This window comes from Pandoraea aquatica (assembly GCF_902459565.1).
Classification (GTDB): domain Bacteria; phylum Pseudomonadota; class Gammaproteobacteria; order Burkholderiales; family Burkholderiaceae; genus Pandoraea; species Pandoraea aquatica.
This window is the reverse complement of record NZ_CABPSN010000005.1, coordinates 12967-29005: the sequence shown is the minus strand read 5'-3', so window position 1 is coordinate 29005 and position 16039 is coordinate 12967. Positions and strand designations below refer to the sequence as shown.

The window sequence follows — 16039 nt, the reverse complement described above, 5'->3', positions numbered from 1 at the left end:
TGATTCGGAGCGAAACATCATGAAGCGTAAGCCACTGTCGATGGCGCGGGGCATGTCTCGACTGTGTGCCCGGTGGATTGCAGGGTGCATCGTTGCGTTGCCGGGGATGGCGTTGTTGGCGAGTGCGTCGGCAAATGCGCAGACGTTTGTGCCGACATTCGGTCAGACGCCTGCGCCGGATTACGTCCGGTTCGGTTCTCAGCCGTCGCAGACTTCTGCGGGATCGTCGCCCATCGCGCCGACGGGTTTGGCCCCCGGCTTGTACGTTCAGGTGATCGATGGCTTGGTGACCCTGAGCAATCCGGCAGGGGCGCAGGTATTTCAGGCCGGGCAGTTTGGCTTTAACCCGTCGTACGCGGTGCCGCCGGTCGTCATTCCGCAGAATCCGGGGCTGCTGTTCACGCCGCCGGTGTCGTTCAGTCCGCCAGCACCGCAGACCCCGATGCCTCCCGCACCCAGCGGACCAATGGTCACCCAAACACCGACTCCGGTCGTCACACCGCCTATCACGCCTCCGGTGGTACTGGCGAACGGCACGAACTACTACATGATGAACTGGGGTTCGGACGGTCTTGCGAATCTCGGCATCGGCGCGGGTGTCTTCAACAGTGCGAATGCGCTGACGAAGTTCACGGGCACGACAGTGCCATTCAATGTGGTGTCCGGCGTGACGGCGACCGATACCGGCGCACTGGAAGACCTCGGTTGGGGACGCTGGACGGCGGGCAAGGTGGCGGATCACGGCATCACGTTCGATCTGTCGACGTGGAACGCCGGCATGCCTTATGTCATCGGTCGTCCGACGCTCGATGCGAATCTGCCGGTAAGCGGCACGATGACGTACGCGCTTGCCGGCGCGACGAAGGCCATCGATATGACGACGGGGGCGGTGGGTACGCTCTCTGGCAGTCTGAGCATCGCGTTCCAGAACGCGCAGTACGCCGTCACGCCGAATCTGAACATCGCGATGTCGGCGGGGCCGACCTATGTGACTGGTGCGGGATCGACGACAGTCGGCCCTGACGGTGCGCGCGCGACATTCAGCACGACGACGCAAAACGTGACGGGCGGGGCTTGCGCAGGCGGATGCCGATTCTCGACGCAGGGCGTGCTGACCGGTGCGGCGGCGAACAATGCGGGGATCGTCTATTCGCTGACGGGGCCGGATGTTCGTGTGGTGGGGGCGGCGGGTTTCAAGCGCTGATGAGCAAGGCGAACTCTCCAGCAGCGCAACCATCGGGGGTGCGGCCTTGTGCCGCATACGCGCGCATGCGATCGGTGTAGTCTGAGTCATATTGCATCGTCCGTGACTTCACCCATGACCAAAGCGCGCGCCGTGCCCATGCTTAGCGACAGCGTAATTGCACCGCTCTACGCGGGCGCAGATCTGTCGGACACTTATGCCATTCGACTGCCGTCAGAGGCCAGCAATGATCTGGAGGTGTTGACACGCATTCTGTTCGAGCGGCAGGCGTGGTGGATTCGTGCACTCATGCGTGTCCGCGATGCAGTGATGGTGACAGTCGACGTCAAATCGTCGCGCGCCGTTGGTCTTGCGGGCGCAGCGCGCGGCCCGGTGATCAGCTTCTTTCCGCTGCTGTCAAAGACGGCGACGGAGTTGGTGCTGGGCGCAGATGACCGACACCTCGATTTCCGCGTCTCCGTCCAACTTCGCACCGATGCGGCCAATGGGCGCGAGCTGCTCGCCGCGACGGTGGTGCATTGCCACAACCGACTGGGCAGAATCTATCTCGCGACGATCGCGCCGTTCCATCGCGTGATCCTTCGGTCGAATTTGGAGCGGGCGGTCAGAGATATGAGGGCGTGAGCGCGTGTAGCGGCACGACTGACTAAACCTGTTGGGCGCCTAACGTCTCTGAACAGAATTTCGGCGGAAAAAGAAAAAGGCCCTCGGCATTTGCCTGAGGGCCTTTCCTTGCGCGATTCGCGCGAATCTGGTGGGTGGTACAGGGATTGAACCTGTGACCCCTGCCGTGTGAAGGCAGTGCTCTACCGCTGAGCTAACCACCCAAATCATTAACTAAATCAATGACTTAGTGTCGATTACTGAAGTTCTTCTTTCGCAATCAGGAGCAGAACTTTAACTGTTTTCGTAGAAGTCTGCAACCTTTCTTTTGTTCTGTTTTGCTGCCGTCGTGATGATATCTCTCGATCACTTCACGTCGTTTCTTGCGATGACTCGCAAGCAGCAAAGACAGCGATTATAGTGACGTTTTCTTCGTTTGGGAAGGGCTTTGTGCGAATTTTTCGCGAGACTCGCCGCCTTCGCCAAAAGATCGCGCAAGCTCAGGTCGCAGCCGGCGTTTCACCTTCCTGTGGTTCCGGTTCCTTGCGCCACACGCACGTCCCCTTCATGCCCTTGTCGATGCCGTTCAGTACGCCGTCGTGCAGCTCCACTTCTTCGCTGGCCGCGAGGATCACCGGCAGATCGAACTGACGCAGCGAAATCTTTTCGCGTGGCACGCCGTCGTTGCTCTCGTCACCTTCGCCATCGTCGATGACGAGGCTTTCCTGACCGCGCGTCATCGCGAGATAAACGTCCGCGAGCAGTTCCGCGTCGAGCAATGCGCCGTGCAACGTACGGTGCGCATTGTTCACGCCGAGTCGTTCGCACAGCGCGTCGAGCGAGTTGCGTCGCCCCGGGAACATTTCGCGCGCACGCATCAGCGTGTCGATCAGCCCCGAGCAGTTCTGCATGAACGGCGGCCAGCCGAGGCGGCCGAACTCCATGTCGAGAAAGCCCAGGTCGAACGCCGCGTTGTGAATGATGATCTCGGCGTCGCGGCAGTACTCGCGCAACTGCTCGGCGATCTCGGCGAACTTGGGTTTGTCGGAGAGGAATTCGGTCGTGAGGCCGTGCACCGCCAGTGCGCCCGGATCGCTGTCGCGCTCGGGGTTGATGTAGAAGTGCAGGTTGTTGCCGGTCAGACGTCGATTGACCAGTTCGACGCAACCGATTTCCAGCAGACGGTCACCCGTCTTGGCATTCAGGCCAGTGGTTTCGGTGTCGAGGATCAGTTGTCGCATGATGTTCGGTCGTGTTTCGTGTGCTTTCGGAATTGGCGCACTGCGGGTCGTCGCATATGACGACGTCCTCACGCAGTGCGCGGATGATGCGATTGGCTTACGCGCTTACCCGCGACGCAGGCTTTCGACGCCGCGATTGGCTAACTGGTCGGCGGCTTCGTTACCGTCGTGCCCCGCGTGACCCTTCACCCAGCGCCAGTCGATGTCGTGCTTCTGCGAGACGGCGTCCAGTTCCTGCCAGAGGTCGGCGTTCTTCACCGGTTCCTTCGCCGCTGTCTTCCAGCCACGCGCCTTCCAGCCGTGAATCCACTCGCTGATGCCCTTCTGAACATATTGCGAGTCGGTATGCAGCACGACCTGACAGGGCTTGTTCAGGGCTTCGAGCGCGCGGATGACGGCGAGAAGCTCCATGCGGTTGTTCGTGGTGTTGTGTTCACCGCCGAACATTTCCTTGCGGTGCTTGCCTGCGATGAGCAGGGCGCCCCAGCCGCCGGGGCCGGGATTGCCTTTACAGGCGCCGTCGGTGTAGATCTCAACTTGCGGCAAGGTCATCTCTCAAACAATCAATCGGACGCTTCGGTCGTTTCCGCCAGTTGGCGATGCGTGGTATTCGGTGTGGCAACCGGTGCCGCCGCTGGCTGGAGGCCGAGTATACGCTTGCGCACTTTACCGACCAAACGCATGCCCTTGACGCGCTTGACCGCACGCACGGCATACAGCGCACCGAAGATCGGCCACCAGCGGTCGCCCGCCGGCTCCATGAATTCGAAACGTTGCAACCAGTGGTCGCCGCGAAGGGGCGGACGATAACACCCGAAGCGGCCCCGGTCGATATCGAACGACAACAGCTTGAGCCAGTCCTTCAGGCGGGTGAACGCGATCAGATCGGCACCCGGCGGCAGGAACGGCGCGCCGGCAAGCCGACCCAGTTCCTCGCGTGCACCCCACAGACTCAGATTGTTGAATCCGGTAATGATGACCTGACCTTCCGGTACAAGGATGCGTTCGACTTCGCGCAGGATGTCGTGAGGATTCTCGGCAAATTCGAGCACGTGCGGCAGCACCACAAGATCTGTGCTGGCCGTGGCGATCGGCAACTCGTCGAAGCGACTCACGAGGATGTCGCGTGCGACCATCTCGGCGCTCGTGCCATCGCCCGGCGTGCCGGACGGCGCGCAACCGGTCGTGTCGCTGGCGGCTTTGGTCATGAGCGGCGGGGCCTCCGGACCGCGCGCGGCGGGCAGGATGAGGCCCCGGTAGGGCATGCGGTTTTCGCGTAGCGTATCGAGCTCGGGACGACCCAACTGCAACGCGTGATAGCCGAACAGATCCCCGACCCATTGGTCGAAGAGGGCCTGTTCCCATGCGAGCGCGTAGCGGCCTGGCGGTGAGACGAGCCAGACGGGCCAGTCTATAATCGGACGTTCTGACATGGTGGCGAGTATATATGGATGCGCACGCAGATGCGGCAAGTGGACAGTCGGCCGGAACACTGACCGTCTTTCCAGTCCCCGCGTTCCAGGACAATTATCTCTGGGTCATCGATAACGGCAAAGATGCCGTCGTGGTGGACCCGGGCGATGCCGCGCCGGTGCTCGCCTATCTCGAATCGCGCAACCTCACGCTGCGCGCTATCCTCATCACGCACAAGCATGCCGATCACATCGGCGGCGTCGATACGTTGCTCGAACGTTTCGACGTGCCGGTGCACGGTCCCGCACATGAGGCGATTGCCTGCGTCGATCATCCGCACAATGGCGGCGAGACGGTGCACATCGCATCGCCTGCCATGACGCTTCAGGTGATCGACGTGCCCGGCCACACCGCAGGCCACATCGCTTACTTCCTGGGGGCGGGCGTCGCTGGCGCACCGCACCTGTTCTGCGGTGACACGTTGTTCTCTTGTGGTTGCGGCCGACTGTTCGAAGGTACACCCGCCCAGATGCTCGCGTCGCTCGACGCGCTCGCGGCCCTGCCGCCGGCCACGCTCGTGCACTGCGCGCATGAATATACGTTATCGAATATCCGCTTCGCGCTCGCCGTGGATCCGGATAACGAGGCGCTCGGCGCATGGCATCGGGAAGCGACGGCGCTGCGTGCGGCCGGTCGCCCGACGCTGCCCACGACGCTCGCTCAGGAGCGCGTGACCAACCCCTTCCTTCGCAGCGACGCCCCGGCAGTGGTCGCCGCCGCCGAAGCCCACGCGGGACGCACGTCGCTCTCGCGCGAAGCGGTCTTCGCGACCGTGCGCGGCTGGAAAGACACCTTTCGCGGATGACACGGCTGGCGCACGACGCGCTAGCTGTGCAAGTGTTGCGCTGTCAACATCGCAGCGCGTCATACGCTCTGTCACGGAGCAGACGTTGACAGGTTTGTCGCCGCCTGCTCCGCCCTGATGAATCGCCCCCAGTGTGAAGTTTCGGTGTCGTATCGATGGCATCGTATACGTACGGACTGTCACAAAGCGCGTCGAAAATGCGTCTCGTCGCGGCCACAATTTGTGAATTCAAACTCGGGGATAACCCTTATTTTTGGGGCATTTCTGCGTAAATTTTGCAAAAAATTTAGGCAGAAAGGTTGACGCATCTGAAGGGTTTCCTTACCATCCTTGCCAATTTCATGAAGATGTAACCCAAATCGAGCCCGATCAATGCGACTTATCGTTAGCTTGCTCCTGACGCTGCTTTTGGCAGCGTGTGCCAGCACAGCGCCGACCACAGGTGCATCGAATTCCACGCCCGATGCGCAGAGCAAGTCGCCTGTCGCTTCGACCGCAAAAGGCAAGCAGCGCGTCTCCAGCGATCAGACCATCGACCTGGACAACGACTCGATCAACGACCTGGCCTACGGCAGCGACGACGCCGATCTCTGGTCGCGCATCCGCCACGGTTTCTCCATCCCCGACCTCGACACCGACCTCGCGCAGGATCGCACGCAGTGGTACGCGCAGCGCCCCGAGTATGTCGAGCGCATGATTCAGCGTTCCGAGAAGTATCTGTTCCACATCGTCGAAGAGCTTGAGCGCCGTCATATGCCGACGGAACTCGCGCTGCTGCCGTTCGTGGAAAGCGCCTACAACCCGCAAGCACTCTCGACGGCCAAGGCCGCCGGCATGTGGCAGTTCATCCCCAGCACCGGGAAGACGTACAACCTCAAGCAGAACATGTTCCAGGACGAGCGCCGCGATGTGCTCGCCTCGACGACCGCGGCACTCGATTACCTCTCGAAGCTCTACGCCATGTTCGGCGACTGGCACCTTGCGCTGGCCGCCTATAACTGGGGCGAGGGCAACGTGCAGCGCGCCATCGACCGCAATCAGGCTCAAGGTCTGCCGACCGATTACCTGAGCCTGCGCATGCCCACGGAGACGCGCTATTACGTGCCGAAGCTCCAGGCCATCAAGAACATCATTGCGCATCCGGATATCTACAGCGTGAAGCTGCCGGAGATTCCGAATCACCCGTATTTCGTGAGCGTCACCACCAAGCGCGACATCGACGTGGCGCTGGCCGCCAAGCTGGCCGATCTGCCGCTCGACGAATTCCGCGCGCTCAACCCGTCGTTCCGCAAGCCCGTGATTCTGGGTGCCGCGCAGCCGCAGATTCTGTTGCCGTTCGAGAGCGCCGAAGTGTTCCAACGCCGTCTGAAGGGCTACGACAAGCCGCTGTCGAGCTGGACGACGTATACGTCGTCGTCGCGTGAGCGTCCGGAAGACGTGGCGCGCAAGCTGGGCGTGGACGCCGCCGTCATCCGCTCGGTCAACAACATCGCCCCGCGCATGCGCCTGAAGGCGGGCTCGACGCTGCTGGTGCCGCGCTCGGACGACATCGATCAGGACATCAGCGCTTCGGTCGCGAGCAGCGCCGTGCTGGCCCTCGAACCGGATCTGCCCGACACCCGCAAGGTGATGGTGCGTGCCCGCAAGCACGACACGCTCGCGGGTGTGGCATCGCGCAGTGGCGTGAGCGTCGCGCAGATCAAGAGCTGGAACCGCCTGCGTCGCGACACGCTGACGTCGGGCCAGTTGCTGGTCCTGCACGTGCCGGTGAAGGATGCCTCGCGTGTAGTCGCCGCCTCCGCACCGGAGCCGGTCGCCGCGAAGGATGACGACGATGCACCGCGCACGCGTCTGGTCCGTGGCAAGAACGGCAAGATGATTCGCGTGGTCGACCACCGTCCGGCCGCCAAGTCGGCCAAGGCGGCGGTCGCCAGCAAGGCTGCACCGGCCGCGAAGGTCGCCTCGAAGGCACCGGTCAAGGCCGCAGCGAAAGCGCCTGCCAAGGCCGTCGCTAAGTCGTCCGCCAAGCCTGCGACGAAGGTCACCAAGACCGCGCAGCGCTAAGCCGCAGCACCGTTATCGCAAACGCCCGTGAGGTCAGCCTCACGGGCGTTTTGCTTTTGGCGCGGCCGATGCGTGTCGCAATGACCCGCAAGTCCCTGCACGGGGTTCACGTACGCCTTCGGAAAATTCCCATAAATGCACTGGCTCCCGTTTCCTATGATGAAGACGCGGACGATTCCGTTCGTATTCACTCAACAAGGAGTCCTAAATGAAGAAGGATCAGGGAACCGTGAAAGAAGTGACCGAACTCGACGTGCTGGCATCGGTGGATGCCACGCACGCCACGCGAGGTGTCCTCGGCAATGACGCCGAAGGCATCACCGTGCTGCCGCTGTGCTTCAAGCCGGTTTGCATCCCGACGCTGCCGCCGGTGACCGGAGGTCATGCCTGACGTGGCAGATTCGACGCGAATCGGAACCGGCGCGTGTGCGGACGCGCCGGTTTTCCGTCATCTGGCACCGGACGTGCACATCGTTGGCATGGACGCACACGTTGTCGTGCTCAAGCTCGCGCACGATCGCTACTTCAATCTGTCGTACGCGCACTCTCAGGCGCTGCGTCGGCTGATCGGATGGCGTCATGCGCCGCAGGAAGTCACGCAGGGACTGCCCGCGATGCAGGCCATGTTCGACGCCGAGGGCCTGTTGGCACCCGGCGAGCAGGACATGCCCGACACCCGTCACGCCGCGCGCGATATGACACCACGCCTGGGCTTCGACGTCTGGCTGGCGATGCCCGGCGATCTCGCAGGCCATGCGCGTGCGCGCGATGTGATGCGGGCGAGCTACTGGCTCTGGCAAGCGCAGCGCGCGACGCGCAAGACGCGTATGGCGGGCGTGATCGGGCGCATCCGCGACGCGCAGGAGCGACGTGCCACGCAATACGGTTTGCCCGGCGATTACGCGCCATACGTCGCGGCGATGCACCGCGCTGCGCTGTGCTATCCGCAGTGCACGCCGTGCCTGCCGTGGTACGCGGCGCTTGCGCTGTGGTGCGCGCATGACGGGTTGCGTCTGCAACTGGTGATCGGTGTGCAGCGCCAGCCGTTCTATGCGCACGCGTGGGCGGAAGCGCAGGGCCGTGTGATCGGCGACGACCCGCGACGTCGCGAACAGCTCGCCGTCATTTACGAGACGCCCGTCTGAGCACCTGTTCTCGCTTCGGTCCATCGCCCATATCGTCAACTTCGAGGCATCGCCTGCCTTTCACCTGCGCCTGCGCCGGCGCGCCATCCAACACGGAGCCTGTCATGCAACTTGCCCGCCTGAGACCAGGACCGGCCGAGCGTCACGTGCCGTTGCCCGGCGCTGTCGTATTACGGGGGCTGGACGGTCAGCCTGCGGCCCGGATTCGTCCCGAAGCGAACGACGACCGTCGCCATGTGAGCGATCAGAGCGAATTGCTCGCGTGGTACGTGAGCGGTCGTGTGTTTCACAAGGACGATGGACGCGAAGTGTCGCCGGGACTGGATCTGGCACGACTGGCGCTGGAATCGCCCGAGCGCTTCGTGCAGCAGTATTGGGGGCACTACCGAATCATCGTGCATGACCGCTGGTGCGGGGCGACGCTCGTGTTGTGCGACCCCTGCGGTCACTGTCCGACGTACTACCGTTTCTGCCGCGACGGCGCGGTGCACGTCGCGTCAGACCCGGCGGCCCTTGTAGGGGACGAGCCGTCGTTCGACAGCACCGCCCTCAAGTCCTTTCTGGTGCACGGCGACGTGGGCGGCGTGCAGTGTGCGTTATACGACGTGGAGCGTTTGCCACTCGGCCACGCGCTGTGGATCCCTGAGCGTGGTGCACCGAAGACGCGGGTCGTCTGGTGGCCCGCATGGCAGCCGGGCGGCGGGGCGAGCGAGGTGTATGAGATGACGTCGGGCACCGGTCTGCTCGGCGTCTTGCGCCGCGCTACGGAGCGATGTCTTGGCGACCGCTCCGCAGTGCTGGAACTGTCGGGCGGGGTGGAGTCGACGTCGCTGGCGCTTGCGCTCGCGCAGTCGGGACTCGCCGGTCAGTGCACGGCAGTGAACCATTGCGACCCGGCGTCGCCGTCGAGCGACGAGTCGCATCACGCGGGCAGTGTAGCGAGACACGTGCGCATGGCGTTCGAGCGACTCGATATCGCATGTGCGGCGTTTTCGCCGCCGACGGATATTCCGCGTCTGGCACGTCCGGCCATGCACTTGTGCATGCTTGCGCAACTGGATGCCGTGCGAGAGCGGCTGATGCCGTACCACGCGCATCGCCTCGTCAACGGTCACGGTGGCGACGCCATCTTCCTCGCGCCGCCGCCCGATGGTGCCTTGCTCGATGCCTTCGCGGACGGTCAGTGGCGTCGCGCGCTCGGTGCATGGCGCGATCTGGCAATCATGCAGCGCTTGCCGCTTTGGTCGGTCGCGCGAGGGGCGTTTGAGCAACTGCGTCAGCGGCAGGCGAACCCGCTCGCCGCGACGCAGGACGGTTTGTTGACGGCCGCCGCCTGCGCAGGCGAGCCATGCCATGGCGAACCGCTTGCACAGGCATGGCTGGCGCAGTGGCCGCTCAGGATGCGTCCGGGCAAGCGCGCGCAGATTCTCGGCACGCTCGGCAACCTGCGCGACATCGAAGTGCATCCGTCGCTGGCGGCGGGCGGCACGGCGTTTCCGTTCCTCACGCAACCGGTCGTTGAAGCGGGCTTTGCGATGCCGACGTACCGGCTCTTCAACGCCATGCACAACCGTTTGCCGCTACGTCGTGCGGCGTATCTGGCCAGCGGTCTGCCGAACCTCTGGCGGCGCGACAAGGGGATGATGACGGGCGTTGTCGGCGCGGGCGTCGCGGCCAATTTGCGGCACGTCGAGGAAGTCTGTCTGGAGGGCTATTGCGCGGCGTCCGGATGGATCGATCGCGATGCCTGCCGTCGTGCCATCGGCCGGATTGCGCACCATCATCTCGAATCGATGACAACGATTCGCCGGCTGTACGCCGTCGAGATGTTCGTGCGCGGCTGGCGGCAAGGAGCGGGCGGCGTTGGCGGAGTGCCCGAGGCGGAGGGACGGCGCGCGCAACATGGGGCGTACGGCGGTAGCGGCGAGGCGACGGCATGACGCGACAGGCGGGGTGGAACGCGCTGTGTTTCGTGCTGCGCACGCTGTGGGCGCGTGAGACGGCGACATCGCGTCATCGGCTGTGGCTTGCCGCCGCGACGCTTGCTGCGGCGCTGATGCTCGCGTTGCGGCTCGTCGCACCCTGGGTGCTGGGCCTGGCCGTCGATGCGCTGGCGGGGGAGCGTCCGGATACGCGGGCGATGCCGTTCGCGGTGGCCTACGTCGTGCTGTGGTCGGGAGCGGCCATCGGCGAGCGCGGTAAAGACCTGCTCATCCAGCGGGTGATGGAAGATCTTCGACGCCGCACCGGACTCGGCTATCTCACACGCCTGATCGCGCTGCCCGCGCACCGCGCGCGGGACGTCAACGCCGGGCACGTGCTCGACTGCCTGTTTCGTGTGGAAGTGGCGCTGCCGGTCATCGTCACGGGACTGGTGTTCGGACTGTTGCCGCTGGCCGTGCAGGTGATCGCGACGGGCGTGATCCTGATGCTCAACTTCGGCGTGCTCTACGGCGTGATTCTTGGCGCGACGGTCGTCGCCTACGTGCTGACGCTGCGGCCGACGCTCGCGCGCGTGACCCGTCGCGAATCGCAGGCGAACGACGTCTCACGCGCTACAACCGGCGCGCTTGCCGACACGCTGAGTCAGTTGGAGTGTGTGAAGACGTTCGCGCAAGAACCCGCCGAAGTGGGCCGCCTGTCGCAGCGTCTGCGAACGCGCTATATCGCGGCGTTGGCGACGGCCACCACGGCGCAGGCCACGAGCGCTTTGCAGATGGCGATCATGGCGGCGGGCGTCTCGGCGATGACCTTGCTCGCGGTCAGCGACGTGGCGCGGGGTGCCGAGCCGGTGGGCACGCTGGTGCAGGTCAACGCCTATCTGCTTCAGTTCGCGTTGCCTGCCGCCATGCTCGGTGCGCTCGTGTCGCAGGTGGCGAGGGCGCTGGTCAGCGTCGATGAACATCTGCGCGATGGGGCGAGTGGGGCGAGTGGGGCGAGTGGAGCGAGTGGAGCGAGTGGCGCGGGCACGCGTCGCGATGGGTCGGCACCTTCACCGTCTTCGGCTTCTCGAACGCCAGTCGCATCGCATGCACCCACCATCGAATTCGACGACGTCAGCGTGGCCGTCGGCGACGCACCGCCCATCGTGTCCGGCATCCGTCTGCGGATCGCGGCAGGCGAGTACGTGGCGCTCGTCGGCCCCTCGGGTGCGGGGAAATCGACGCTGCTGAGGCTGATGACGGGCCTCGTGTTGCCTTCGCACGGTGAAGTACGCGTCGACGACCACAAGCTGTGCGTAGCGCGCGCTGAAGCCATGCGTCGAGTGACGGGGTTCGTCACACAGGACTGTCGTCTGTTCGATCGTTCGGTGTTCGATAACGTCGCTTATCGTGCGGGACGCGCGGAGCTCGACGAAGGCGCACTGCGCGAAGATGACCCTGTTCGGAACGAATATCTGCGCGTGACGGCGCTTGCAGAAGTCCCGGATGCGGCTTCCGTCGCGGGCCTGTCGGGCGGCGAGCGCCAGCGCGTGAATATTGCGCGCGCACTCTGGGGCAGCCCCCCGTTGCTGCTGCTCGACGAACCGACCGCCGCGCTCGACGCCCTGACCGAGGCGCGCATTCTGGCCCGTCTCTCACGCGAACGGGCAGGTGCGACGTGCGTGGTCGTGGCGCACCGTCTCGCCGCCATCCGGCAGGCGGATCGCATCGTGGTGATGGAGGGCGGGCGCATCAAAGAGACGGGCGACCATGCGGCGCTACTGCGTCACGGCGGCCTTTACGCTCGGATGTGGCACGCCCAGCAAGCCGAAGCACCGTCATCGTCACCTACGCCGCAGACGACCGCCCCTGTCCCGGATCTCGCTTAATTCGACAGAAATCCCCCCGATCTCCGCGTAATCCCCTAGCATTTCAGGCATGTGCCCAACGCACCGGTAAGCCTTCCGTAAGCGTCAACGCGCACACTGAACGCCAATAATGCAAGGAGACAACATGACTTCGTACGCGTCGTTTCACGCCCGTTCGATTGCTCCGGACTCGCGTGCGGCCTTCTGGGAGGAACAGGCCAAACTGATCGACTGGGAGACGCCCTTCGATCAGGTGCTCGAATACGACAAGCCGCCTTTTGCGCGCTGGTTTGTCGGTGGGCGGACCAACATCTGCCACAACGCGGTAGACCGTCATTTGCCGTCGCGCGGCACGCAGAATGCGCTGGTATGGGTGTCGACGGAAACCGAACAGGAGCGTGTCTACACCTACAACGAACTCGCGGCGGAAGTGAACCGCATGGCGGCGTCGTTGCAATCGCTGGGTGTGAAGCGCGGCGAACGCGTGCTGATTTACATGCCGATGGTGCCGGAGGCGTTGTTCGCGATGCTCGCGTGCACGCGTCTCGGCGCGATTCACTCGGTGGTGTTCGGTGGCTTCGCATCGGTCAATCTCGCCGCACGCATCGACGACGCGCAACCCAGAGTCATCGTCTCCGCCGACGCCGGTTCGCGTAACGGCAAAGTCGTGCCGTATAAACCGTTGCTCGACGAAGGCGTCGCACTCGCGCAGCACAAGCCGTCGAGCGTGTTGCTGATCGATCGCGGGCTGGCACCGATGGAACGCGTGGCAGGCCGCGACGTCGACTATGCGCCGCTGCGCGAACAGCATCTCGACGCGTTCGTCCCATGCGAATGGATGGAATCGAGCGAGCCGTCCTACATCCTCTACACATCGGGGACGACCGGCAAGCCCAAGGGCGTGCAGCGCGACACCGGCGGTTATGCGGTCGCGCTGGCGTCGTCGATGGAGCACATCTTCTGCGCAAAGCCCGGCGACACGATGTTCTGTGCATCGGACATCGGTTGGGTCGTAGGGCACAGCTACATCGTCTACGCGCCGTTGCTCGCAGGCATTGCGACGGTGATGTACGAGGGCACGCCGATCCGTCCCGACGGCGGGATCTGGTGGCGCATCGTCGAGAAGCACAAGGTGACGCAACTCTTTACTGCGCCGACGGCGATCCGTGTGCTCAAGAAGCAAGACCCGGCGTATCTCACGCAGTACGACCTGTCGTCGCTGCGACTGATCTTCCTTGCGGGCGAGCCGCTGGACGAACCGACGGCGCGATGGCTCACTGAGGGCGTGGGCAAACCGGTCGTCGACAACTATTGGCAGACGGAGACGGGCTGGCCGATTCTCGGGATGGCACGCGGTGTCGAAGTGCTGCCTAGCAAGCTCGGATCGCCGGGCAAGCCGGTGTACGGCTACGACGTGAAGCTCGTCAACGAGGCGACGGGCGAGGATTGCGGACCGAACGAGAAGGGCGTGCTCGCCATAGAAGGCCCGATGCCGCCGGGGTGTCTCAGCACGCTGTGGGGCGACGATGCGCGTTTCGTCAAAACGTATTGGCAGACGGTGCCGGGCCGCACGCTCTATTCGAGCTTCGACTGGGGCGTGCGCGACGAGGACGGTTATTACTTCATTCTCGGGCGCACCGACGACGTGATCAACGTGGCCGGACACCGGCTCGGCTCGCGTGAGATCGAGGAGAGCATCGCGAGCCATCCGGCGGTGGCGGAAGTCGCGGTGATCGGCGTGCAGGACGCGCTCAAGGGGCAGGTGGCGATGGCGTTCGCGGTGCTGCGCCGACCGGAGCAGGTGGACACCCCGGACGCACGTCTTGCGCTCGAAGGCGATGTCATGAAGACCGTCGACAAGCAACTGGGGGCGGTGGCGCGTCCGGCGCGTGTGTTCTTCGTCTCGATGCTGCCCAAGACGCGTTCCGGCAAGCTGCTGCGTCGCGCGATTCAAGCCATTTGCGAAGGTCGTGAGACGGGCGATCTGATCACCATCGAAGATCCGTCCGCGCTTGAGCAGGTGAGGGAGGCGGTGGCGGGGAAGTAAGCGGATTTCAGCGATGTCTGACGTTGGCTGAGCAAAAACTGCGGCGCATCCGATTTTTCGGACTGCGCCGCAGTGCATTTGGACGGTGAATGTGTTTCGATATCGATAATCGACGTTGCGATTCGACAAGCTGTCGTGCAACGTCGGTATGATGCATTGCACCTGTTTGCCCATCTTCACAAAGTCCATCGCCAATTGTCATGACCTCACCCGATCAAGCCGCATGGCGGCAGAAAGCGATGCTGTTGGTCGTCTCCGTCGGCTTCTTCATGCAGACGCTGGACTCGACCATCGTCAACACGGCGCTGCCCGCGATGGCGCGCGATCTCGGCCAGTCGCCGTTACACATGCAGGCGGTCGTCATTGCCTACGCGCTGACGATGGCCGTGACGATCCCGCTGTCGGGCTGGCTTGCCGACCGGTTCGGCACACGCGTGGTCTTTTCCAGCGCGCTCACGATCTTTTCCATCGGCTCGGCCATGTGCGCTTATTCGAGCACGCTCGACGAGCTGGTCCTATGGCGCGTGGTGCAGGGCTTCGGCGGGGCGATGCTCTTGCCCGTCGGGCGTCTGGCCGTGTTACGTACATTCCCCCGCGAGCAGTATTTGCAGGCGCTGGCGTTTGTCGCCGTACCGGGCATGATCGGGCCGCTCATCGGGCCGACGCTGGGCGGCTGGCTCGTGAAGGTGGCATCGTGGCATTGGGTGTTTCTGATCAATGTGCCGGTGGGCGTTGCGGGATGCGTGGCGGCCCACTTCTTCCTCACGAATGCGCGCGCACCTCATCAGACCTCTTTCGACGTCAAAGGCTATCTGCTGCTGTCGGTGGGCATGGTCGCGACATCGCTGGCGCTCGACCGTCACGCCGACATGGCGGGCGCGCACGCGCTGATGCTGGTGTTGCTCGTGGTGGGGTTTGCGGGCTTCGTGGCCTATGGGCTGTATGCGAACCGAACCCCGCAGCCGTTGTTCTCGCTCGCGATGTTCCGCGTGCATACGTTCAGCGTCGGGTTGCTCGGCAATCTCTTCGCCCGTATCGGGATCGCGGCCGTGCCGTACCTCGTCCCGCTGCTGTTGCAGGTCAGCCTCGGCTATACGGCCTTCGAGGCGGGGCTGCTGATGCTGCCGATCACGATCACCGGCATCTTTGCGAAGAGCCTTGCGACACATCTGGTCGTGCGTTATGGCTATCGGTCTGTCCTTGTGTGGAACACGATTTTGGCTGGCGCAGTGATGGCCAGCTTCTCGCTGGTCACGCCCCACTATCCGGTGCCATTGCTCATCGTTCAGTTGGGGATTCTCGGCGGCATCAACTCGATCCAGTTCACGGCGATGAACACCTTGACGCTCAAGGATTTGAATCCGGACGATGCGAGCGGCGGCAACAGCTTGTTCTCGCTCGTGCAGATGCTGGCAATGAGCTTCGGTCTGACGGTCGGCGGTGCGCTGCTGGTGACGTTCACTGGCGCGTTCGGCGAGGCGGCAGGCGTGGGCGCGTTGCCGGCGTTTCGTGCGACGTTCGCGTGCGTCGGCCTGATCACATGTTGCTCGGCGTGGATCTTCGCGCAGTTGACCGACCGCGAGCAGATGGCCAATGACGACGGCGACGCACAGGCGCAAGCGGTCGCAACGACGCCACCGCCTCCGGCGAACTAGTGGCGCTGTGTC

At 63.9% G+C, this 16039-nt stretch carries 13 protein-coding genes and 1 tRNA gene; 10 read left to right on the top strand and 4 right to left on the bottom strand.

Features of this window, described 5'->3' with window-relative positions; genetic code table 11:
- The first annotated feature begins 19 nt into the window (after positions 1 to 19).
- Together PAQ31011_RS26915 and PAQ31011_RS17250 are read left to right on the top strand one after the other, a co-directional pair.
- Positions 20 to 1204 carry a hypothetical protein gene (locus PAQ31011_RS26915; RefSeq protein WP_150576988.1) on the top strand — a complete coding sequence of 395 codons (1185 nt, stop codon included), beginning with the start codon at positions 20 to 22 and terminating at the stop codon, positions 1202 to 1204.
- 114 nt (positions 1205 to 1318) lie between these two features.
- Positions 1319 to 1828 carry a DUF2867 domain-containing protein gene (locus PAQ31011_RS17250; protein ID WP_150576987.1) on the top strand — a complete coding sequence of 170 codons (510 nt, stop codon included), beginning with the start codon at positions 1319 to 1321 and terminating at the stop codon, positions 1826 to 1828.
- Between the two features lie 128 nt (positions 1829 to 1956).
- Here the strand turns inward: PAQ31011_RS17250 and PAQ31011_RS17245 are convergent.
- The 4 genes from PAQ31011_RS17245 to PAQ31011_RS17230 all read right to left on the bottom strand — a co-directional run bounded on the left by PAQ31011_RS17245 (position 1957) and on the right by PAQ31011_RS17230 (position 4481).
- Positions 1957 to 2031, bottom strand: a tRNA-Val gene (locus PAQ31011_RS17245).
- Positions 2032 to 2307: 276 nt separating this feature from the next.
- Complete coding sequence (dnaQ, locus tag PAQ31011_RS17240) at positions 2308 to 3048, bottom strand: DNA polymerase III subunit epsilon (RefSeq protein WP_150576986.1); 741 nt, start codon at positions 3046 to 3048, stop codon at positions 2308 to 2310.
- 105 nt (positions 3049 to 3153) lie between these two features.
- On the bottom strand, positions 3154 to 3600 hold the full coding sequence (gene rnhA, locus PAQ31011_RS17235) for a ribonuclease HI (protein WP_150576985.1): 447 nt from the start codon (positions 3598 to 3600) through the stop codon (positions 3154 to 3156).
- Positions 3601 to 3611: 11 nt separating this feature from the next.
- Positions 3612 to 4481, bottom strand: coding sequence for a methyltransferase domain-containing protein (locus PAQ31011_RS17230; RefSeq protein WP_150576984.1), 870 nt, complete (start codon positions 4479 to 4481; stop codon positions 3612 to 3614).
- A 14-nt stretch (positions 4482 to 4495) separates the two neighbouring features.
- On the opposite strand from PAQ31011_RS17230, the gene gloB reads away from it, so the two are divergent.
- The 8 genes from gloB to mdtD all read left to right on the top strand — a co-directional run bounded on the left by gloB (position 4496) and on the right by mdtD (position 16027).
- Positions 4496 to 5326: a hydroxyacylglutathione hydrolase gene (gene gloB, locus PAQ31011_RS17225; RefSeq protein WP_150576983.1), complete on the top strand. Its 831-nt coding sequence runs from the start codon at positions 4496 to 4498 to the stop codon at positions 5324 to 5326.
- Positions 5327 to 5698: 372 nt separating this feature from the next.
- On the top strand, positions 5699 to 7390 hold the full coding sequence (locus PAQ31011_RS17220; RefSeq protein ID WP_150576982.1) for a transglycosylase SLT domain-containing protein: 1692 nt from the start codon (positions 5699 to 5701) through the stop codon (positions 7388 to 7390).
- Between the two features lie 208 nt (positions 7391 to 7598).
- Complete coding sequence (locus tag PAQ31011_RS17215; RefSeq protein WP_150576981.1) at positions 7599 to 7781, top strand: hypothetical protein; 183 nt, start codon at positions 7599 to 7601, stop codon at positions 7779 to 7781.
- Entirely contained in the window at positions 7774 to 8535 is a 762-nt protein-coding gene (locus PAQ31011_RS17210) for a lasso peptide biosynthesis B2 protein (protein WP_150576980.1), read from the top strand. The genes PAQ31011_RS17215 and PAQ31011_RS17210 overlap by 8 nt, the downstream gene beginning before the upstream one ends.
- Before the next feature lie 104 nt (positions 8536 to 8639).
- The gene (locus PAQ31011_RS17205) at positions 8640 to 10475 is read left to right on the top strand and encodes an asparagine synthase-related protein (RefSeq protein ID WP_150576979.1); all 1836 of its coding nucleotides are present in this window, start codon (positions 8640 to 8642) and stop codon (positions 10473 to 10475) included.
- Positions 10472 to 12346, top strand: coding sequence for an ABC transporter ATP-binding protein (locus PAQ31011_RS17200; RefSeq protein ID WP_150576978.1), 1875 nt, complete (start codon positions 10472 to 10474; stop codon positions 12344 to 12346). Before PAQ31011_RS17205 ends, PAQ31011_RS17200 begins: the two co-directional genes overlap by 4 nt.
- Before the next feature lie 124 nt (positions 12347 to 12470).
- Positions 12471 to 14372, top strand: a complete 1902-nt coding sequence (locus PAQ31011_RS17195; RefSeq protein ID WP_150576977.1) for a propionate--CoA ligase — start codon at positions 12471 to 12473, stop codon at positions 14370 to 14372.
- A 200-nt stretch (positions 14373 to 14572) separates the two neighbouring features.
- The gene (gene mdtD / locus PAQ31011_RS17190; protein ID WP_246179630.1) at positions 14573 to 16027 is read left to right on the top strand and encodes a multidrug transporter subunit MdtD; all 1455 of its coding nucleotides are present in this window, start codon (positions 14573 to 14575) and stop codon (positions 16025 to 16027) included.
- The last annotated feature ends 12 nt before the right edge of the window (positions 16028 to 16039 follow it).

Bases quoted from the DNA above. Each gene is read 5' to 3' on its own strand.
- mdtD (WP_246179630.1), top strand. From the start codon at position 14,573: ATGACCTCACCCGATCAAGCCGCATGGCGGCAGAAAGCGATGCTGTTG.
- PAQ31011_RS17205 (WP_150576979.1), top strand. From the start codon at position 8,640: ATGCAACTTGCCCGCCTGAGACCAGGACCGGCCGAGCGTCACGTGCCG.
- PAQ31011_RS17200 (WP_150576978.1), top strand. From the start codon at position 10,472: ATGACGCGACAGGCGGGGTGGAACGCGCTGTGTTTCGTGCTGCGCACG.
- PAQ31011_RS17230 (WP_150576984.1), bottom strand. From the start codon at position 4,481: ATGTCAGAACGTCCGATTATAGACTGGCCCGTCTGGCTCGTCTCACCG.
- PAQ31011_RS17250 (WP_150576987.1), top strand. From the start codon at position 1,319: ATGACCAAAGCGCGCGCCGTGCCCATGCTTAGCGACAGCGTAATTGCA.
- dnaQ (WP_150576986.1), bottom strand. From the start codon at position 3,048: ATGCGACAACTGATCCTCGACACCGAAACCACTGGCCTGAATGCCAAG.
- PAQ31011_RS17210 (WP_150576980.1), top strand. From the start codon at position 7,774: ATGCCTGACGTGGCAGATTCGACGCGAATCGGAACCGGCGCGTGTGCG.
- PAQ31011_RS17215 (WP_150576981.1), top strand. From the start codon at position 7,599: ATGAAGAAGGATCAGGGAACCGTGAAAGAAGTGACCGAACTCGACGTG.
- PAQ31011_RS26915 (WP_150576988.1), top strand. From the start codon at position 20: ATGAAGCGTAAGCCACTGTCGATGGCGCGGGGCATGTCTCGACTGTGT.
- PAQ31011_RS17220 (WP_150576982.1), top strand. From the start codon at position 5,699: ATGCGACTTATCGTTAGCTTGCTCCTGACGCTGCTTTTGGCAGCGTGT.
- PAQ31011_RS17195 (WP_150576977.1), top strand. From the start codon at position 12,471: ATGACTTCGTACGCGTCGTTTCACGCCCGTTCGATTGCTCCGGACTCG.
- rnhA (WP_150576985.1), bottom strand. From the start codon at position 3,600: ATGACCTTGCCGCAAGTTGAGATCTACACCGACGGCGCCTGTAAAGGC.
- gloB (WP_150576983.1), top strand. From the start codon at position 4,496: ATGGATGCGCACGCAGATGCGGCAAGTGGACAGTCGGCCGGAACACTG.